The sequence below is a fragment of the Streptomyces sp. NPDC052016 genome (assembly GCF_044548445.1).
Classification (GTDB): Bacteria; Actinomycetota; Actinomycetes; order Streptomycetales; family Streptomycetaceae; genus Streptomyces.
The window spans coordinates 64,311-80,934 of sequence record NZ_JBIUBX010000001.1 but is presented as its reverse complement, the minus strand read 5'-3'; the positions used below and the strand labels follow the sequence as shown (position 1 = coordinate 80,934).

At 72.4% G+C, this 16,624-nt stretch carries 13 protein-coding genes and 1 pseudogene; 8 read left to right on the top strand and 6 right to left on the bottom strand.

The features are described from left to right. Window positions 1-490: 490 nt before the first annotated feature. Together ACIHAR_RS00350 and ACIHAR_RS00345 are read right to left on the bottom strand one after the other, a co-directional pair. Window positions 491-1,483, bottom strand: coding sequence for an aminoglycoside phosphotransferase family protein (locus ACIHAR_RS00350; RefSeq protein WP_365456677.1), 993 nt, complete (start codon window positions 1,481-1,483; stop codon window positions 491-493). Window positions 1,484-1,782: 299 nt separating this feature from the next. Then, on the bottom strand, window positions 1,783-2,826 hold the full coding sequence (locus ACIHAR_RS00345) for a LacI family DNA-binding transcriptional regulator (protein ID WP_400015519.1): 1,044 nt from the start codon (window positions 2,824-2,826) through the stop codon (window positions 1,783-1,785). Between the two features lie 108 nt (window positions 2,827-2,934). Here ACIHAR_RS00345 and ACIHAR_RS00340 point away from each other — a divergent pair, with 108 nt between their 5' ends. The 3 genes from ACIHAR_RS00340 to helR all read left to right on the top strand — a co-directional run bounded on the left by ACIHAR_RS00340 (window position 2,935) and on the right by helR (window position 7,745). Next, window positions 2,935-4,113: a phytanoyl-CoA dioxygenase family protein gene (locus tag ACIHAR_RS00340; RefSeq protein ID WP_400015517.1), complete on the top strand. Its 1,179-nt coding sequence runs from the start codon at window positions 2,935-2,937 to the stop codon at window positions 4,111-4,113. 187 nt (window positions 4,114-4,300) lie between these two features. Then, window positions 4,301-5,104, top strand: a complete 804-nt coding sequence (locus ACIHAR_RS00335; protein ID WP_400015515.1) for a hypothetical protein — start codon at window positions 4,301-4,303, stop codon at window positions 5,102-5,104. A gap of 445 nt (window positions 5,105-5,549) precedes the next feature. After that, window positions 5,550-7,745: an RNA polymerase recycling motor ATPase HelR gene (gene helR / locus ACIHAR_RS00330; RefSeq protein ID WP_400015513.1), complete on the top strand. Its 2,196-nt coding sequence runs from the start codon at window positions 5,550-5,552 to the stop codon at window positions 7,743-7,745. Between the two features lie 74 nt (window positions 7,746-7,819). Here the strand turns inward: helR and ACIHAR_RS00325 are convergent. Together ACIHAR_RS00325 and ACIHAR_RS00320 are read right to left on the bottom strand one after the other, a co-directional pair. Next, window positions 7,820-7,936, bottom strand: a pseudogene (locus ACIHAR_RS00325) (restriction endonuclease); the annotation flags it as partial. Between the two features lie 129 nt (window positions 7,937-8,065). Next, the gene (locus ACIHAR_RS00320) at window positions 8,066-8,875 is read right to left on the bottom strand and encodes an alpha/beta fold hydrolase (RefSeq protein WP_400015511.1); all 810 of its coding nucleotides are present in this window, start codon (window positions 8,873-8,875) and stop codon (window positions 8,066-8,068) included. Between the two features lie 457 nt (window positions 8,876-9,332). Here ACIHAR_RS00320 and dhaK point away from each other — a divergent pair, with 457 nt between their 5' ends. From dhaK to ACIHAR_RS00295, 5 genes are all read left to right on the top strand, one after another. Further along, the gene (dhaK, locus tag ACIHAR_RS00315) at window positions 9,333-10,325 is read left to right on the top strand and encodes a dihydroxyacetone kinase subunit DhaK (protein WP_365456695.1); all 993 of its coding nucleotides are present in this window, start codon (window positions 9,333-9,335) and stop codon (window positions 10,323-10,325) included. 61 nt (window positions 10,326-10,386) lie between these two features. Continuing rightward, window positions 10,387-10,986 carry a dihydroxyacetone kinase subunit DhaL gene (gene dhaL / locus ACIHAR_RS00310; RefSeq protein WP_365456698.1) on the top strand — a complete coding sequence of 200 codons (600 nt, stop codon included), beginning with the start codon at window positions 10,387-10,389 and terminating at the stop codon, window positions 10,984-10,986. Beyond that, window positions 10,979-11,389 carry a PTS fructose transporter subunit IIA gene (locus ACIHAR_RS00305; RefSeq protein ID WP_365456701.1) on the top strand — a complete coding sequence of 137 codons (411 nt, stop codon included), beginning with the start codon at window positions 10,979-10,981 and terminating at the stop codon, window positions 11,387-11,389. The genes dhaL and ACIHAR_RS00305 overlap by 8 nt, the downstream gene beginning before the upstream one ends. 835 nt (window positions 11,390-12,224) lie before the next feature. Next, window positions 12,225-13,178: a fibronectin type III domain-containing protein gene (locus ACIHAR_RS00300; RefSeq protein ID WP_400015509.1), complete on the top strand. Its 954-nt coding sequence runs from the start codon at window positions 12,225-12,227 to the stop codon at window positions 13,176-13,178. Between the two features lie 172 nt (window positions 13,179-13,350). Continuing rightward, window positions 13,351-13,887 (top strand): hypothetical protein, encoded by a 537-nt coding sequence (locus ACIHAR_RS00295; protein WP_365456704.1) that lies wholly within the window; start codon window positions 13,351-13,353, stop codon window positions 13,885-13,887. Window positions 13,888-13,920: 33 nt separating this feature from the next. Here the strand turns inward: ACIHAR_RS00295 and ACIHAR_RS00290 are convergent, their stop codons facing one another. Next, window positions 13,921-14,493 (bottom strand): PadR family transcriptional regulator, encoded by a 573-nt coding sequence (locus ACIHAR_RS00290; protein ID WP_365456707.1) that lies wholly within the window; start codon window positions 14,491-14,493, stop codon window positions 13,921-13,923. Between the two features lie 40 nt (window positions 14,494-14,533). Continuing rightward, the gene (locus ACIHAR_RS00285) at window positions 14,534-16,549 is read right to left on the bottom strand and encodes an FAD-dependent oxidoreductase (RefSeq protein WP_400015507.1); all 2,016 of its coding nucleotides are present in this window, start codon (window positions 16,547-16,549) and stop codon (window positions 14,534-14,536) included. Window positions 16,550-16,624 lie beyond the last annotated feature (75 nt).

The window sequence follows — 16,624 nt, the reverse complement described above, 5'->3', positions numbered from 1 at the left end:
GAAACCGTAGCCCGTCGGCGCGGCGGGCGCCCTGTTCCGGCCGTCCGGTCCGGTACGCGGGTACCCCCGGGCCGCGGGCACATTCGCCCGGCCGGCGATGAGCCGTGCGGGAAGTGTCACCCGCCTCCGAAAACCCCGCACGAGACCCGCCCCTGGCTGTGGGACCGCCTCGACGACGCCGTTCGCGCGCGGACCACCGACTGGCCCGGCGCCTTCGTGGGGGCCACCGCCGACGACTCCAACCGGCGTCTCTTCCTGGTCGTCACCGAGGGGTTCCTCGCCTCGGTCGACGCCCCCACAGCCGCGCGGAGATCGGCGCCGGTCTGGCCCGCCTGGACGACCGCCCCCGGTGATCGACGGAGGGCTGATCCGCTGAAATCGGCTCGGTTGGGGGCGCGCGGTGTCGAGATCGGTCTCGGCGGCCAGCGGTTGACGCCCGGCTCGTGGCGTGTCGACGGGTGGGGCCGGCCGGGCCCGTCGCCGGACCGGGTCACCCCAGCGCGCGGAGCCGGCTCACGGTGTCGGCAAGGGTGCGGCGGCAGTTCTCGCGGTGTGCGGCGTCGTATCCGCGGGGGCCGCACTCGATGACGAGCAGGAGGCCCAGGTACAGGTGGTAGAGGGCCAGTCGGTGCCGGAAGGCGGGGCTGAAGTCGAGAGTGCCGCCTGCCTCGGTGTACCCGGCGACGAGGTCGCTGTCCGGGCCGGTGTCGCCGCCGAAGGCCAGCGACACCAGTTCGGCGGCCGGGTCGCCCCAGAACGCCCGCTCGTGGTCGATGAGTCCGGCGATCCGGGCCCGCTTCCCGTCTTCGGTGACGTCGACGAAGATGTTGCCGGGCCACAGGTCGAAGTGGACCAGCCGGGGTTCGGTGACCTCGTCGAGGGCGTACCCGCCCTCGGCCACCCACGCGCGTATGTCCTCGGGCCGCACGCCGAGCGGGGACCGCCAGCGCTCGGCGTCGTCCAGGAGCGCGTCCACCATGGCGGTGAAGGCCGTGCGCCAGTCGGGGGCGGACAGTGCGGACGCGGCGGCCGGGTAGCCGAACCGGCCGTCGTCCGGCGCCAGCGTGTGCAACCGTGCGGTGACCGCGCCCAGTTCACGGCGCAAGGCGGTGTGAGCGGCGGGCGACAGGCGCTCGGCCGCCCTGTCCCACGGCGTGCCCTCCAGGACGGAGACCGCGAGGAACTCCTCCCCCGCGTACAGCAGGGCGGGCGTCGGCACACCGCCGCCGGGCAGGGCCGCGATCCGCCGGTACACCATGACTTCCGTCGCCAGGATGCCGCGTTCGTACCGCAGGACCTCCGCGCTGGGCGGCGGGGCGAGTTTGACGACGGCGGGCTCGCCGTCGTCGAGCAGGACCCGGTAGGCGGTGTTGAACCACCCGTCGGTCAGCTCGGCCTCCGTACGGCATCCGATGCCGACGGAGGTGCGCAGCAGGGCGTCGAGTTCGGCGGGAGAGATGCGGCGCTTGGTGTGACTCTGCATGGTGGCGGCACACTTTCGGGCGGGAGATACGGCGGAGGTTTCCGGCAGAGATCTGGGAGCGCTCCCATCATGTCGATCACCCGCCCGCCCGTCCAGACCCGCGAGGCCCGGAGGGAGTGGGCCTCGTCCGGCGACCGGTGGCAGGGAGAGGGCCGGTCAGCCGAACCCGGTCCCAGCACCCCCGGTGGCGGAAGGCGTCGTCGCCGGCGGCGGCCACCCGACGACCTCCCGACGGCGGTCCTGTGCCGGCCGGGTCCCGCCCGCCCCCGACCGCCGGTCTTGGGGGGCCTGCCGAACCGTCACCCCGACGGCGGCGGGGGGACGTCGGGGGGCAGGTTGAACGGCGTGACCACCTGGATCGCCGAGGGAAGAGCGGGCCCGTCGTCGGGCAGCGCCTTGTGGGCCCGCATGACGGTCTGGCAGGCACGGCGCACGTCCTGGCGCAGGTCGTGGTGGAGCACCGCGGAGATGCGGCGGTCCCGCAGCAGCCGCGTGTTGTCGTGGTCGAGGTCGTGCGCGACGAACACGGCGCACGGCCTTCCGAGGGCGGCGAACGCCTCCAGGGTGGCGAGGTTGCCCCCGCCCATGGAGTAGACCGCGACGATGTCCCCGTCCCGTTCCAGCGCCTCGAGCACCAGGTCCCGCTGGGTGGCGTCCAGGCCGTCGCTGTCGGTGACCTCCACCACAGAGCGCTTCGGGTCCGCGAGGCGCATCGCGCTGCGGAAACCCATCTCGCGCTCCTCCTCGCCGCGGAAGGAGCTCCGGCTGATCGTGGTGAGCACGTTGCCCGGCCGGTCGCCGAGCCACTGCTGGAGGAGGTAGGCGGCGGTGGCGCCCGCCGCGCGGTTGTCGATGCCGATGTACGCCCGGCGCGCGCTGAGGGGCAGGTCGGTCACCAGGGTGACGACGGGAACGCCGGCCTGGACCAGTCGTCCGACGGCTGCCGCGATCTCCGGCACGTCGGGGGCCTTGAGGATCACGCCTTGCGAGCCGCGCTTGGCGATCTTGTCGAGTACGCCGACCAGTTCGCCGGGAGGGCAGCTCTCGCGGAAGTGGAAGCGCGAGCGCACGACGGCCGGATGAAGAGAGGGCAGTTCGGCCTCGAGGGCTTCCCGGACGGCGGTGGAGAACCGTTCCGGTGCCTGCATCACGATGTCGATCATGAAGGTGCGGCCGCCGATACGGACCTGGGTCCGCTGGCGGTCCAGGGCCGTGATGGCTTCACGCACCTCCCTGATCGTGCTCTCCCGCACGTTGCCCCGGTTGTGGAGCACGCGGTCCACGGTGGCCGTGCTCAGCCCGGCCTGACGCGCGATCTCCCTGATCGGATAGGGGTGGCGCATGACTGGCCCCTCGAGATGGTGATGGACTTTTGATGTACTGCTGAGGCTTGAATGATGGATTCGGGTTCCCAAGACTGACAGAAAGGCAAGCACCGCGAAAGGACCGGGATGTCCTCCACAGACGCAGGAACCCGCACGTGGCTGACCGAGGCCGACTGCCGTCTCGACGCGTTCCGCTCGTTCGTCGAGCAGGAGACCGACGCGGCCGACCACCCCTCGGCCGAACGGGTGGAGCGGAACGTGCCGCTCTACGACAGCGACCGGCTCCGTGGCCTCACGGCCACCGCCGAGGGCCGCCGGACCGTACAGAGCGAACTGGTCCGGGTGCTGCTCGACGGACCCGGCGTCGTGGTCCTCAAGGGCGCCTTCACCGACACGTCCGTCGTGGACCGGACGTCCGAGGCCTTCGACGCGCTGATCGAGGAGGAGCGCGCGAGCGGCTCCGCCCGCGGCGACCACTTCGCCAAGCCCGGCGCCAACGACCGTGTCTGGAACGCCCTTGAGAAACTGGCCGTCCGCGCGCCCGAGGTGTTCGCCGACTACTACGCCAACGACATGCTGGCCCTGATCGCCGAGGCCTGGCTGGGCCCCGCCTACCAGGTGACCTCACAGGTCAACGTCGTCAATCCGGGCGGGGCCGCACAGAGCCCGCACCGCGACTACCACCTCGGTTTCCTCTCCCAGGAGCGCGCCGCCGCGTACCCGGCCCACGTCCACCGCCTCTCCCCCGTGCTGACCCTCCAGGGCGCGGTGGCCCACTGCGACATGCCCGTCGAGACCGGGCCGACGCTGTACCTGCCGCACTCGCAGAAGTACGGGCCCGGCTATCTCGCGTGGCGACTGCCGGAGTTCGTCGAGTACTTCGACGCCCATCACGTGCAACTCCCCCTGGACAAGGGCGACGCGGTGTTCTTCAACCCGGCGCTCTTCCACGCCGCCGGCCACAACCGCTCGACCGGCATCCGGCGCATGGCCAACCTCCTCCAGATCTCCTCCGCCTTCGGTCGCGCCATGGAGACGGTGGACCGTGAGGCGATGACGAACGCACTCTTCCCGGTCCTGCTGCGCCGCAAGGCGGACGGTGCCTCGGAGGACTGGCTGCGCCGGGTGATCGCCGCCACCGCCGAGGGTTACGCCTTCCCCACCGACCTGGACCTCGACCCACCGGTGGACGGCCTCGCACCGCCCTCCCAGGCGGACACCGTCCGGCGGGCGGTGGTCGAGGACTGGGCCCCCGAGCGGCTGCGCCAGGAACTGCGGGACGGCGCGAAGCGGCGCCGGGGCTGAGAGGACCCCGGCGCTCGGGGACTGCTTCCGACGGGCTCCCCGCCCGAGACCCGGCCCGGTCGCACGTCACGGAGCGGCCGGGCCTCCGCCTGCCCGAGGGTGAAATTCCTTCCCCCATCACCACAACCGAACGACATCTACATGTGTCGTACACCTACAGATCGACCGTTCACGCCTCGGGGAGACCATGAGCCAGCACCACCAGCCCGGATTCGGAACGTCCCAGCAGCCGGGATGGGGCCCTCCGCCCCCCGCACCGAAGAGGACCTCCGCCGGCAAAATCGTCGGTCTGGGCTGTCTCGGCATCGTCGCCTTCTTCGTCGTCGTCACCATCATCGGCGCCATCGTCGGCAGCGGCGACGACACCAAGGCCGACAGCAGCAACACCGCCTCCGCCGAACCCGGCGTCAAGGGCGACGACAAGGGCACCTCGGTCGCGACCAGCAGCGCCCCGGCCGCCGCCCAGGAGACGGACACCGACACGGGCACGGACACGGCGAAGAAGGACGACGCCGAGACCGCGACCCTCCCCGACATGAAGGGCAAGGGCCTCCAGTCCGCCCAGGACCAGGCCCAAGCCGCGGGCTTCTTCTACCTGACCTCGCACGACGCACTCGGTCGCGGCCGTATGCAGGTCCTCGACCGCAACTGGAAGGTCTGTTCGCAGACCCCGGCGGCCGGCGCCCACCCCACGGACACGAAGGTGGACTTCGGCACGGTCAAGCTCGAGGAGGAGTGCCCCGCGAAGGACGCGGGCACCGTCGCGGAGGCCGGAGCCACCATGCCCGACTTCGTGGGCAAGTCCGTCAAGGTCGCCCGCCAGGCCCTGGACGACAGCACCAGCATCACCGTCAAGGACGCGTCCGGGGACGACCGCATGGTGCTCCTCGAGTCCAACTGGAAGGTGTGCGGCCAGACTCCCGCGGCCGGCTCCGAGATCGACGGCCGGCCCGTGACGTTCACCGCGGTCAAGTTCGGCGAGTCCTGCTGAAGTTCCCACCGACCGGCCCGGCTCGCGCCCGTGCGCGGCCGGGCCTTCGCATGCCGCCCTCACGGCACGTGCCGCGTCGCGGCGTCCGCTGAGGAGCTGAATTGGGTTCGGTGCGTGGGGATTTCCCTGGGCGGACGGCGCTGCCGTCCGCGGATGGTGACGGGGGAGATGACACCCCACCTCTCGCCACTCTCAACGTATAGCGCACCGGGGGGCTTGCGGCAAGGCCCCCGTCGTACCGCAGAATCACTGGCCGAGGCCAGAACCTGCGGAAATGGGAGATTCACGAAGTGCGTGTGGTGTTGTCGGTTGATGGGTCGTGCGGTGACGTCGAGTCGGTGGTGCAGCTCGCGCTGCGGGTGCGGGTGCGGGTGTTCGGTGCCGGGGCGTGGGTGTGTGCGCCGCCGGACTTCGCGGGAGTGACCTCGGACGGGAGCCGGTGACGATGACCCCCTTGACCACCAGCGCGTTCGACCTTTCCGACCACCTCTCCCCCAAGGCCGACCCGGCGCTGATCGCCGGCGACGAACAGCACTTCGCGGCCATCGCTCAGAGCCTCGAGCAGGCGATCTCCGAACTGTCCGAACGCCTCGACGCCGCACTCAAGGAGCCCGGCGGCATCGGCCGGCAGGCGATGGACCGGGACATGGAGATCCACCGGCTGGCCGGTCGCCTGCGCACTCTGCGCCGGTTCGGACTGGATCTGTGTCTCGGACGCATCGTCAGCGCGGACGACCCCGAGCCCGTCTACATCGGACGTCTCGGCCTCACCGACAGCGAGGGGCGCCGGCTGCTGATCGACTGGCGCTCGCCCGCGGCCGAACCGTTCTTCGCGGCGACCCACGCCGACCCGATGGGGCTGGTGAGCCGCCGCAGATACCGCTGGACCCGCGGCCGGATCAGCGACTACTGGGACGAGGTGTTCAGCGCCGACGGGCTCGAAGGGCATGCCGCGCTCGACGACCAGTCCGCCTTCATCGCCAGTCTGGGCGGCAACCGGTCACCACGGATGCGGGACGTGCTCGCCACCATCCAGGCCGACCAGGACGCCATCATCCGGGCGGGATCCCGCGGCGCTCTCGTCGTCGACGGCGGTCCGGGCACGGGGAAGACCGTCGTCGCCCTCCACCGCACCGCCCACCTCCTCTACTCCGACCCTCGCCTCGGTCACCGCCGGGGCGGCGTGCTGTTCGTCGGTCCGCACCGGCCCTACCTGGACTACGTCGCCGACGTCCTCCCCAGCCTCGGCGAGGAGGGCGTGCAGACCTGCACCCTGCGGGACCTCGTCCCCGAGGGGTCCACGGCGGCGGTCGAGACCGACCCCGACGTGGCCCGCCTCAAGTCGTCCGCGCACATGGTGAAGGCGATCGAGACGGCCGTCAGGTTCTACGAAGAGCCACCCACCGAGGGGATGACGGTCACGATCGACTGGTCCGACATCCGGCTGACCGCCGAGGACTGGGCCGAGGCCTTCGAGGCACCGGAACCGGGTACGCCGCACAACGAAGCGCGCGACCAGATCTGGGAGAAGCTGCTCACCATCCTGATGGACAAGTACGAGGGCGACGTCCCGCCCGACCTGTTCCGGCGGGCACTGATGCAGGACAAGGAGCTGAACACGACCCTCAACCGCGCATGGCCGCTGCTCGAAGCGACCGACCTCGTCGGGGACTTGTGGTCGGTACCCGCCTACCTGCGGTTGTGCGCTCCCTGGCTCGGCCCCGACGACGTGCGGAAGCTGCAGCGCGAGGACGCCCAGGCCTGGACGGTGTCCGACCTGCCGCTCCTGGACGCGGCACGGCAGCGGCTCGGCGACCCGGAGGCGGCCCGGCGCAAGCGCCGGCACCGGGCCGTCCTCGCCGCCCAGCGCGAGCGGATGGCCCAGGTCGTCGACAACCTGATCGAGGCCGCAGCCGACTCCGGCGCCGACGGTGACGACGGCGAAGGTCTGGTGACGATGCTGCGCGGCAAGGACGCCCAGGTCAGCCTGGTCGACGAGTCCGAACTGCCCACCGCCGACCCGGATCTGCTCGCCGGTCCCTTCGCCCACATCGTCGTCGACGAGGCTCAGGAACTGACCGACGCGGAATGGCGGATGCTGCTGCTCCGCTGCCCGTCCCGGAGTTTCACCATCGTCGGTGACCGCGCCCAGGCCAGGCACGGGTTCACGGAGACGTGGCAGGAACGCCTGGAGCGGGTGGGGCTCGACCGGATCGGCCTCGCCTCCCTGACCATCAACTACCGGACGCCGGAGGAAATCATGGCGGAGGCCGAGCCGGTCATCCGGGCCGCGCTCCCGGACGCCAACGTGCCGACCTCCATCCGCAGCGGCGGCGTCCCGGTCGTCCACGGAAGCGTCGCGGATCTCGATTCCGTCCTCGACACCTGGCTCGCCGCGCACGCGGAAGGGACCGCCTGCGTCATCGGCGCCCCCTCCTTCCGTACGAGGTCCCGTGTGCGGTCCCTGACCCCCGAACTGTCGAAGGGGCTCGAGTTCGACCTGGTGGTCCTCGTCGACCCGGAGGAGTTCGGCACGGGTGTCGAAGGAGCGGTCGACCGCTATGTGGCCATGACCCGGGCGACCCAGCAACTCTTCATCCTCAGGACGAATTCCGATAACGGATCACCGGTCGGCCGGTAGCCCCGCGGCCCGGCGTTCCACCGTCCGCCCCGGCCGCACCCCGCGGCCGGGGCCGGTCACACGGCTGGGACCGGTCACGCGGCCGGGACCGGGCGCGGGCTGCCGTGGAAGACCTGACTGGTGTGCCAGGAGCGGTGGCCCGCCGCGACGGGGCGGATGCCCGGTTGCGGGCCGATGAGCGGGCGGCCCGCCCGGGACGCCGTTCGTCACCACCGGATCGTTTCGGGCGACCGTGCGGCACCGGTCGACGAGGCCGCACCGTCGCCCCTGCCCGGCGCGGTGCGGCGGGGATCCGTCGCTGCTTCGCCGTGGACGGCTGCTCAGCCTTGTGCCTCGACCTCGCGCCAGAAGGCGTCGACGCGGTCGTTGAACAGGTCCGGGACTTCCTGGAAGGGCTGATGGGCCTCTCCGGGCAGTACGGCGAACCGGGCTCCGGGGATCCTCTCGGCGACCACGCGACCGAGGCGCGGTGGCGTGGCGATGTCGTTCTCGCCGGCCAGGACCAGTGTCGGCGCGGTGATCCGGCCCAGACGGTCGAGGGTGTCGTGGCTGAGGAAAGCGGCGAGTTGGCGTTGGAAGGCCTCGACCGACTGCGGGTGCGGGAAGGCCAGTGCTTCCTCGATCATCCGGTCGACCGTGCCGTCCGCATGGGCGCGCGGCGTGTAGATCCACAGGTAGAACGCCTCGAGCATGGCCCGCTCGTCCGGGGCGCGCTCGACCATCCAGTTCCAGAAGCGCGTCATGGAGAGGAAGTAGGCGTCCGGGCGGGCGCAGGTGCTCGTCAGGACGAGACTCCGCACGAGCCGGGGATGGCGCAGCGCCAGCTCCTGTGCGATGAAGCTGCCCCCCGAGAAACCGGCGACGTGGGCGTTCGGGACGTCGAGTGCACCCAGCAGTGCGGCGGCGTCGTCGGCCATGCGGGGCACCGAGAGAAGTCCCTCGGGCAGCGCCGTGCGCCCGGCTCCGCGGTTGTCGAAGGCGGTGAGCCGATAGCGGTCCGCGAGCCCGTCGAGCTGTGACTGCCACGCCTCGGCCGGATCGCCGAGCCCCGCGATGAGCAGGACGTCGGGCCCCTTGCCCTGACGCTCGACCCAGAGGCCGACACCGTCGGCGTTGATCATCTCGCCCATTCTTCAGCCTCCTGGACGGCAGATTCCGTTGAGTGCCGTGCAGCCTCACGGCGCCCTGCACGTGCTGCAGCGCCGGCTCGGCCAGGGGGCGAGCCCCGCTCCCACCGTCCCACGTGCCGAGGAGGGCCGCACCGGAGCGATGCGCCGTCGACCGGTCCGCACCGCGGCCGACGGGCGGTGCCGACGGGACCGGGGCACGCCCGGGCGCGCTCGCCCGCGTGACCTTCTCCGCCACAAGGTCGATACTGCCGAAAGCAGCGTTTCAGCAGGCTCACGTCCGATGCGCCCGAGCCCCTGACGACCCACCCTGGAAGTCAGCAGCACGTCGGCATCAGTACCGCTCCAGAACCCGCCTCCGACCGCCACCGACCGAACGAGATGGAGAACCGGCGACGTCCTGCTCCACCAGCAGAAGACGCAGGTCGAAGCCCATCTGCTGAGCCCTTAGGAGATATCCATGAAGATGCTGATCAACGTCCCCGAGACCGTGGTCGCGGACGCCCTGCGCGGGATGGCCGCCGCCCACCCCGACCTGGCCGTCGACGTCGAGAACCGGGTGATCGTGCGGCGGGACGCGCCGGTGGCCGGGAAGGTGGGGCTGGTGTCGGGGGGCGGCTCGGGCCACGAGCCGTTGCACGGGGGATTCGTGGGGCCCGGGATGCTGTCGGCGGCCTGTCCGGGCGAGGTCTTCACGTCGCCCGTCCCCGATCAGATGCTGCGGGCCGCGGCCGCCGTCGACAGCGGGGCCGGCGTGCTGTTCGTCGTGAAGAACTACACCGGCGACGTGCTCAACTTCGACATGGCGGCGGAGCTGGCCGAGGACGAGGGCATCCAGATCGCGAAGGTGCTGGTCAACGATGACGTCGCGGTGACCGACAGCCTGTACACGGCGGGGCGGCGCGGCACCGGCGCGACCCTGTTCGTGGAGAAGATCGCGGGGGCCGCGGCGGACGAGGGGCAGCCGCTGGAGCGGGTCGAGGCGGTCGCCCGTCAGGTCAACGAGAACGCGCGCAGCTTCGGTGTGGCGCTCAGCGCCTGCACGACGCCCGCCAAGGGCAGCCCGACCTTCGACCTGCCCCCCGGCGAGCTGGAGTTGGGCATCGGCATCCACGGCGAACCGGGGCGCGAGCGGCGGGCCATGATGACCTCCGGGGAGATCGCCGACTTCGCGGTCCACGCCCTCCTGGAGGATCTGTCACCGCGCAACCCGGTCCTCGTCCTGGTCAACGGCATGGGTGCCACACCGCTGCTGGAGCTGTACGGCTTCAACGCGGAGGTGCAGCGGGTCCTCGCCGACCGCGGGGTCGCCGTCGCCCGTACGCTCGTCGGCAACTACGTGACGTCGCTCGACATGGCCGGCGCCTCGGTGACCCTGTGCCAGATCGACGAGGAACTGCTGCGGCTGTGGGACGCGCCGGTGAGCACGCCGGGGCTGCGCTGGGGCATGTGACAAGGGCGGCACACGCAGGACGCCCACGACGCCCGACGTACCTACCAGGCAAGGAGATCCAGTGCTCGACGCCGACTTCTTCCGCCGTTGGATGACGGTCACCGCCACGTCCGTCGACCGTGAGGCGGAACGGCTCACCGCCCTCGATTCGCCCATCGGGGACGCCGACCACGGCAGCAACCTCCAGCGCGGGTTCCGCGCCGTCACCGCCGCCCTGGAGAAGGAGGCGCCCGCTACACCGGGAGCCGTCCTCGCCCTCGCCGGACGCCAGCTCATCTCGACCGTCGGCGGTGCGTCGGGGCCCCTGTACGGGACGCTGCTGCGCCGGACCGGGAAGGCGCTCGGAGACGCGGCGGAGGTGAGCGAGGAGCAGCTCGCCGTGGCGCTGCGCGCCGGCGTGGACGCGGTGATGCAGCTCGGCGGGGCCGCACCGGGCGACAAGACCATGATCGACGCCCTGGTGCCCGCCGTGGACGCCCTGAGCGACGGGTTCGAGCAGGCGCGGACCGCGGCCGAGCAGGGTGCCGTCGCCACGACGCCCCTTCAGGCCCGCAAGGGCAGGGCGAGCTATCTGGGCGAGCGCAGTATCGGGCACCAGGATCCGGGTGCCACCTCGGCGGCACTGCTCGTCGCGGCCCTGACGGAGGCGGCCGGTGAGTGACGGGCAGCGGGTCGGGATCGTGCTGGTGTCGCACAGCGCGCAGGTGGCCGCGTCGGTCGCCGAGCTGGCGCGGGGTCTCGCGGGCGGCGCGACCGACGTCCCGGTCGCCGCGGCGGGCGGTACGGAGGCGGGCGGGCTCGGGACGAGCGCGGAGTTGGTCGCCGCCGCCGCGGCCTCGGTGGACCGGGGTGCCGGGGTCGCCGTCCTCACCGACCTCGGCAGTGCCGTGCTCACCGTGAAGGCGCTGCTCGCCGAGGGCGACGAATTGCCCGAGGGCACCCGCCTGGTGGACGCGCCCTTCGTGGAGGGCGCGGTCGCCGCGGTCGTCACGGCGGCCGCCGGAGCCGACCTGGACGCGGTGGAGGCGGCGGCAGCGGAGGCGTACACCTACCGAAAGGTCTGACGGCACGCCGGCCGACCGATCGGACGGCGCCTCCGGCCGGCCTTCGCGAGCGACGTGAGGGGCCGTCGCAGGCGGAGGCAAAGCCGCCGTCGCAGGCGGGCACGCCCAGGCCGGCCGGGGGCGGCCGTGCACGGCTCGGGTCAGCCCCCGACGCGTCGGCGAGGGCCGGGCCGAGCGCTTCCGCCTGGGCAGGTCCGTGCCGTTGCGCCCTCCACGCCGGCGGCGGCCGGGCGCGGGGCCCGACGACCGCGCGGGGCCGCGTTGAGCGTCACCGTTGCGGAGCGCCGACCGGTCCGTCTGCCACAGGTCGTCCTGCGGCTGACGGACCGGCCTGCGGGGGACGTCGGGGGCCGGCTGGGCGGCGGCGGGTGCGGCCGGGACGAGCAGGGCCAGAGCGGTCGCGGCCGGCGTCAGCGGCGCCCTCCGTCTCAGCCTGCCGGGCGACGGCACGCACGACGGGGGGGACCTCTCGTGGGGGGGACAGGAGCGAACACCCGGCCCAATCTGGTGTCGGTCGCACCACGGGGCCACCCCGAGGGGGCCCTACGGTCCACGGCCCGCGGCGGTGTGAGAGGGGCCGGGCGCGCCGGCGACCGTCTCGGCACCGGCCGCCCGGCCGCCCCGCCGGCGCGGTTCAGCGACGACAGCGGCCCGCGCCACCGGCATGAACTCCCGAGCCCTCAAGGAGAGTTCAGCCGTGAGGAGCTTCAGCATACGTAATCGCACGGACCGTTCACCAACGCCGGGTCCCCCCCCACTGCCCTCTTGATGTGTTCGCGCCACCGCGCCATATTGGTCCGGACCATTGCCGCCGTGCCGAGCCGGGAGGCGAGCCGTGCGACGCGTTGTGCTGTGCGGATGGGTGCTGGCGGCGTGCTGCGCCTGCGCGGGACCGGGCGGCGGCGACGAGGGGCGGGCACCCGGCGCTCCCACGGGCGTCACCGCCGAGGCGGGGAGCGCGACCAGCGTGCACGTGATGTGGAACGCGGTCCCCTCGGTCAGCGCGTACGAGGTGTACCGGGGCACCACGAAGGTCGCGGACGTGCCCGCCCCCGCGCGCATGCTGGACGTGACCCGTCTCACCCCGTCCACCGCCTACGTCTTCACCGTGCGCGCCCGGGACGCCCGGGGACGGCTCGGCCCGCGCAGCCGCGAGGTGCGGGCGACGACTCCGGCGGCGGTCGCGGCGGACCGTACGGCCCCGACCGAGCCGGTCGGCGTCGTGGGCCGGGCGGCCGGAAGCCGGGCGGTCCAGCTGTCGTGGTCCGCGTCCACGGACGACCACGAGGTGGTGTCGTACGACGTCTACCAGAGCGGGACGAAGATCCACAGTGTCGGGGGGAACCAGACGGCGACCGTCGTCACGGGACTGCGGCCGGGCACCCGCTACTCCTTCACCGTCCGGGCGCGGGACGCGGCCGGCAACCTGTCGACCGCCGGTCCGCCCGTGCGCCTGGCGACCGCGCCGGGAGCCGACGAGGGGCGGGACACCGCGCCGACGGATTTCAGGGCGTCCGCCCGGTGGGCCGACGGGGCGTACTACGTCGACCTGGCCTGGGTTCCGCCGCGCGTGGACGGCGTGGTCGCCGAGTACCAGATCCAGGTCGACGGGCAGCCGGCCACCTCGCTCGTGTGGGGGGGAACCCCTCCGCAGGGGAAGGCCTCGTACAGCTTCTACGTGGGGCGGGAGGCCGGGGTCGGGCATCGGGTCCGGCTGCGGGCGAGGCTGCCCGACGGGACCTGGGGCGCCTTCTCACCGGAGCGGACGGTGAGGACGAGTCCCGGCTGACGGGGCCTTAGGCGAGGTTCCTCCGCCCGGAGCAACGCGTCACCCGAACGGGTGCGACCGGAGTGCGGGCGGCGCCGGGGGAACGTTGGCTGCCCCTGAGGCAGCACGGGCGTACCCGATCCTCGGCGGCGCAAGGGATGTACCGCCAACCGTGCCGCCGGGAGGACATGTGATGCGCACTTCCCGCCTTCTCGTCCGCTCCCGACTGACCGTGGCAGCCGCCGCCGCGCTCCCGCTCACCGTTGCCGCCCAGCCGGCCGCCGGCGTCTCGGGCATCTCCGTCAGCACGACCGGCTCCACGGTCTCCGTCGTGACCAGCGCCTGCGCCCAGATCAACGGAAGCTGGGGCACCGCTTCGCTGCTCACCAGCAGCCAGGCCAACTTCTCCCAGGGACGTCAGGTGGCGCTGTCGGGCACGACCATCAGCCAGTCCGCCGCCTGGTCGGGTGTCAGCCCGGGCACGTACACGGTCATCGTCGTGTGCTCGAACGGCAGCACCGCCGGCACCCAGTCGGTCATCGTCTCGGCCGCGTCCACCCCGACGATCTCCGCTACGGCCTCGCCCACGCGCGGGGTCCTGGGCGGCATGGGGGGCGCCGTCCGGGAGTACGGCACGGTCACCATGGTGGTGGGCGGGGCGCTGGCGGGCACCGGCGTCATCGCGGGCGCCTGGTTCCTGCGCCGTCGCTCGAAGCCGCACCGTTTCTAGACCTCCTGGCCGCCGGGCGCCAGGACGCCGTCCCTAGAAGGCGTGCTCGCTCGGCCCGGGCCCGGGCAGTTCCTCCGGCCCGGGCAGTTCCTCCACGGCCTCGGTGAGCCACTGGATCCAGAACGTCTCCAGTTCGATGCCCGCGCGCAGGACCAAGTGCTGCAGCCTGGCCTGCGCGCTGTCGTTGCCGGGCGGGAAGTCGCGCCGCTCGATCTCCTCGTACTCGGCCAACTGCCGTCGGTGCAGGTCGAGATGGCGTCGCAGGTCGGCCTCCAGGCCGGCGGTGCCGACGACGGCGGCGGCGCGCAACCGCAGCAGGAGCGCGTCCCGGTGCGGCTTGGGGTCCTGCGCCGCGGCCGTCCACCGTTCGAGTTCGGCACGGCCCGCGGGCAGGACCTCGTAGCTCTTCTTCTGCCCGCGGGCCGGCTGCTCGGCGGGCAGGGCGCGGATGTGGCCCTCGGCCTCCAGTCTTCCCAGCTCGCGGTAGATCTGCTGGTGCGTCGCCGACCAGAAGTAGCCGATCGACTTGTCGAACCGGCGGGTCAGATCCAGCCCCGACGACGGCTTCTCGAGCAGGGCGGTGAGGATCGCGTGCGGGAGTGACATGGCCTCATCCTAGGGACGCGTGCGGCGGGACCCGGGAGGCCTACAGGGCCGCCGCCAGCTCCGTGCCCTGCTTGATGGCGCGCTTGGCGTCCAGTTCGGCGGCCACGTCGGCGCCGCCGATGAGGTGGGCGCTCACCCCGGCGGCGACCAGTTCCTCGTACAGGTCCCGGCGCGGTTCCTGGCCGGTGCACAGGACGATGGTGTCGACCTCCAGGACCGTGCTCTCCTCTCCGACGGTGACGTGGAGTCCGGCGTCGTCGATGCGGTCGTAGCGCGCGCCCGGGACCATGGTGACGCCCCGGTGCTTGAGCTCGGTCCGGTGGATCCAGCCGGTCGTCTTGCCGAGGCCCGCACCGACCTTGCTGGTCTTGCGCTGGAGCAGGTGGACGGTGCGCGGCGGGGCGGGCCGCTCGGGTGCGGCGAGGCCGCCGGGCGCCGCGTAGTCCATGTCGACGCCCCAGTGCCGGAAGTACGTCTCCGGGTCCTCGCTCGCCTTGTCACCGCCGTCGGTGAGGAATTCGGCGACGTCGAAGCCGATGCCGCCGGCGCCCAGGACGGCGACGCGGTCGCCGACGGGGACGCCGTCGCGCAGGACGTCCAGGTAGCCGACGACACTGGGGTGGTCGACGCCGGGGATGTCGGGGGTGCGCGGGGTGACGCCGGTCGCGACGACGACCTCGTCGTAGCCCGAGACGTCCGCCGCCGCGACCGGGGTGTTCAGCCGTACGTCCACGCCGTGCGCGTCGAGCTGGTGGCGGAAGTAGCGCAGGGTCTCGTCGAACTCCTGTTTGCCGGGGACGCGGCGGGCGACGTTGAGCTGGCCGCCGATCTCGCCCGCGGCGTCGAACAGCGTGACCTGGTGGCCGCGTTCGGCAGCGGACACCGCGCAGGCGAGGCCCGCCGGTCCGGCGCCGACGACCGCGACGCGCTTGCGCAGCCGGGTCGGGGAGAGCACCAGCTCGGTCTCGTGGCAGGCGCGCGGGTTGACCAGGCAGGAGGTGATCTGCCCGCTGAAGGTGTGGTCGAGGCAGGCCTGGTTGCAGCCGATGCAGGTGTTGATGGCCTCGGGGGTGCCGGCCGACGCCTTGGCGACGAAGTCCGGGTCGGCGAGGAACGGGCGGGCCATGGAGACCATGTCCGCGTGGCCGTCGGCGAGCAACTGCTCGGCGAGCTCGGGAGTGTTGATGCGGTTGGTGGTGACGAGCGGGACGGTCACCGCGCCCATGAGCTTCCTGGTCACCCAGGTGTAGGCGCCGCGCGGCACGGAGGTGGCGATGGTGGGGATGCGGGCCTCGTGCCAGCCGATGCCGGTGTTGATGATCGTCGCCCCCGCCTCTTCGACGGCCTTCGCCAGGGTGACGACCTCGTCGAGGGTGGAGCCGCCGGGCACCAGGTCGAGCATGGAGAGCCGGTAGACGACGATGAAGTCCTCGCCGACCGCCTCGCGCACGCGCCGGACGATCTCCACGGGGAAGCGCATGCGGTTCTCGTACGAGCCGCCCCAGCGGTCGGTGCGGTGGTTGGTCGGCGCGGCGACGAACTCGTTGATGAGGTAGCCCTCGGAGCCCATGATCTCCACGCCGTCGTAGCCGGCCTGCCGGGCGAGGCGGGCGGCACGGGCGTAGTCGTCGATCGTCCGCTCGACGTCGGCGTCGGTGAGTTCACGGGGCGGGAAGGGGCTGATGGGCGCCTGGAGCGGGCTGGGGGCGACCAGGTCCCGGTGGTAGGCGTACCGGCCGAAGTGCAGGATCTGCATCGCGATCCGGCCGCCCTCGCGGTGCACGGCCTCGGTGATCGCCCGGTGCTGCGCGGCCTCCGCGTCGGTGGTGAGCTTGGCGCCGCCCTCGTACGGCCGTCCCTCGTCGTTGGGCGCGATGCCGCCGGTGACGATGAGCCCCACTCCCCCGCGCGCCCGGGCGGCGTAGAACTCCGCCATGCGCTCGAAGCCGCGCTCGGCCTCCTCCAGGCCGACGTGCATCGAGCCCATCAGGACGCGGTTGGGCAGCGTGGTGAAGCCGAGGTCGAGCGGGCTCAGCAGGTGCGGGTAACGGCTCATGGCAGGCCTCCGTGCGCGGTGTCGTCCCCAGTAGTTCTAGAGGCCGCGCACGGATTATGCAACTAGTTGCAGAAT

Excerpts from the sequence above, each read along its gene's own strand:
- ACIHAR_RS00340 (WP_400015517.1), top strand. The coding sequence starts at position 2,935 with ATGTCCTCCACAGACGCAGGAACCCGCACGTGGCTGACCGAGGCCGAC.
- ACIHAR_RS00295 (WP_365456704.1), top strand. The coding sequence starts at position 13,351 with ATGCGCACTTCCCGCCTTCTCGTCCGCTCCCGACTGACCGTGGCAGCC.
- ACIHAR_RS00345 (WP_400015519.1), bottom strand. The coding sequence starts at position 2,826 with ATGCGCCACCCCTATCCGATCAGGGAGATCGCGCGTCAGGCCGGGCTG.
- dhaK (WP_365456695.1), top strand. The coding sequence starts at position 9,333 with ATGAAGATGCTGATCAACGTCCCCGAGACCGTGGTCGCGGACGCCCTG.
- ACIHAR_RS00285 (WP_400015507.1), bottom strand. The coding sequence starts at position 16,549 with ATGAGCCGTTACCCGCACCTGCTGAGCCCGCTCGACCTCGGCTTCACC.
- helR (WP_400015513.1), top strand. The coding sequence starts at position 5,550 with ATGACCCCCTTGACCACCAGCGCGTTCGACCTTTCCGACCACCTCTCC.
- ACIHAR_RS00320 (WP_400015511.1), bottom strand. The coding sequence starts at position 8,875 with ATGGGCGAGATGATCAACGCCGACGGTGTCGGCCTCTGGGTCGAGCGT.
- ACIHAR_RS00290 (WP_365456707.1), bottom strand. The coding sequence starts at position 14,493 with ATGTCACTCCCGCACGCGATCCTCACCGCCCTGCTCGAGAAGCCGTCG.
- ACIHAR_RS00350 (WP_365456677.1), bottom strand. The coding sequence starts at position 1,483 with ATGCAGAGTCACACCAAGCGCCGCATCTCTCCCGCCGAACTCGACGCC.
- ACIHAR_RS00335 (WP_400015515.1), top strand. The coding sequence starts at position 4,301 with ATGAGCCAGCACCACCAGCCCGGATTCGGAACGTCCCAGCAGCCGGGA.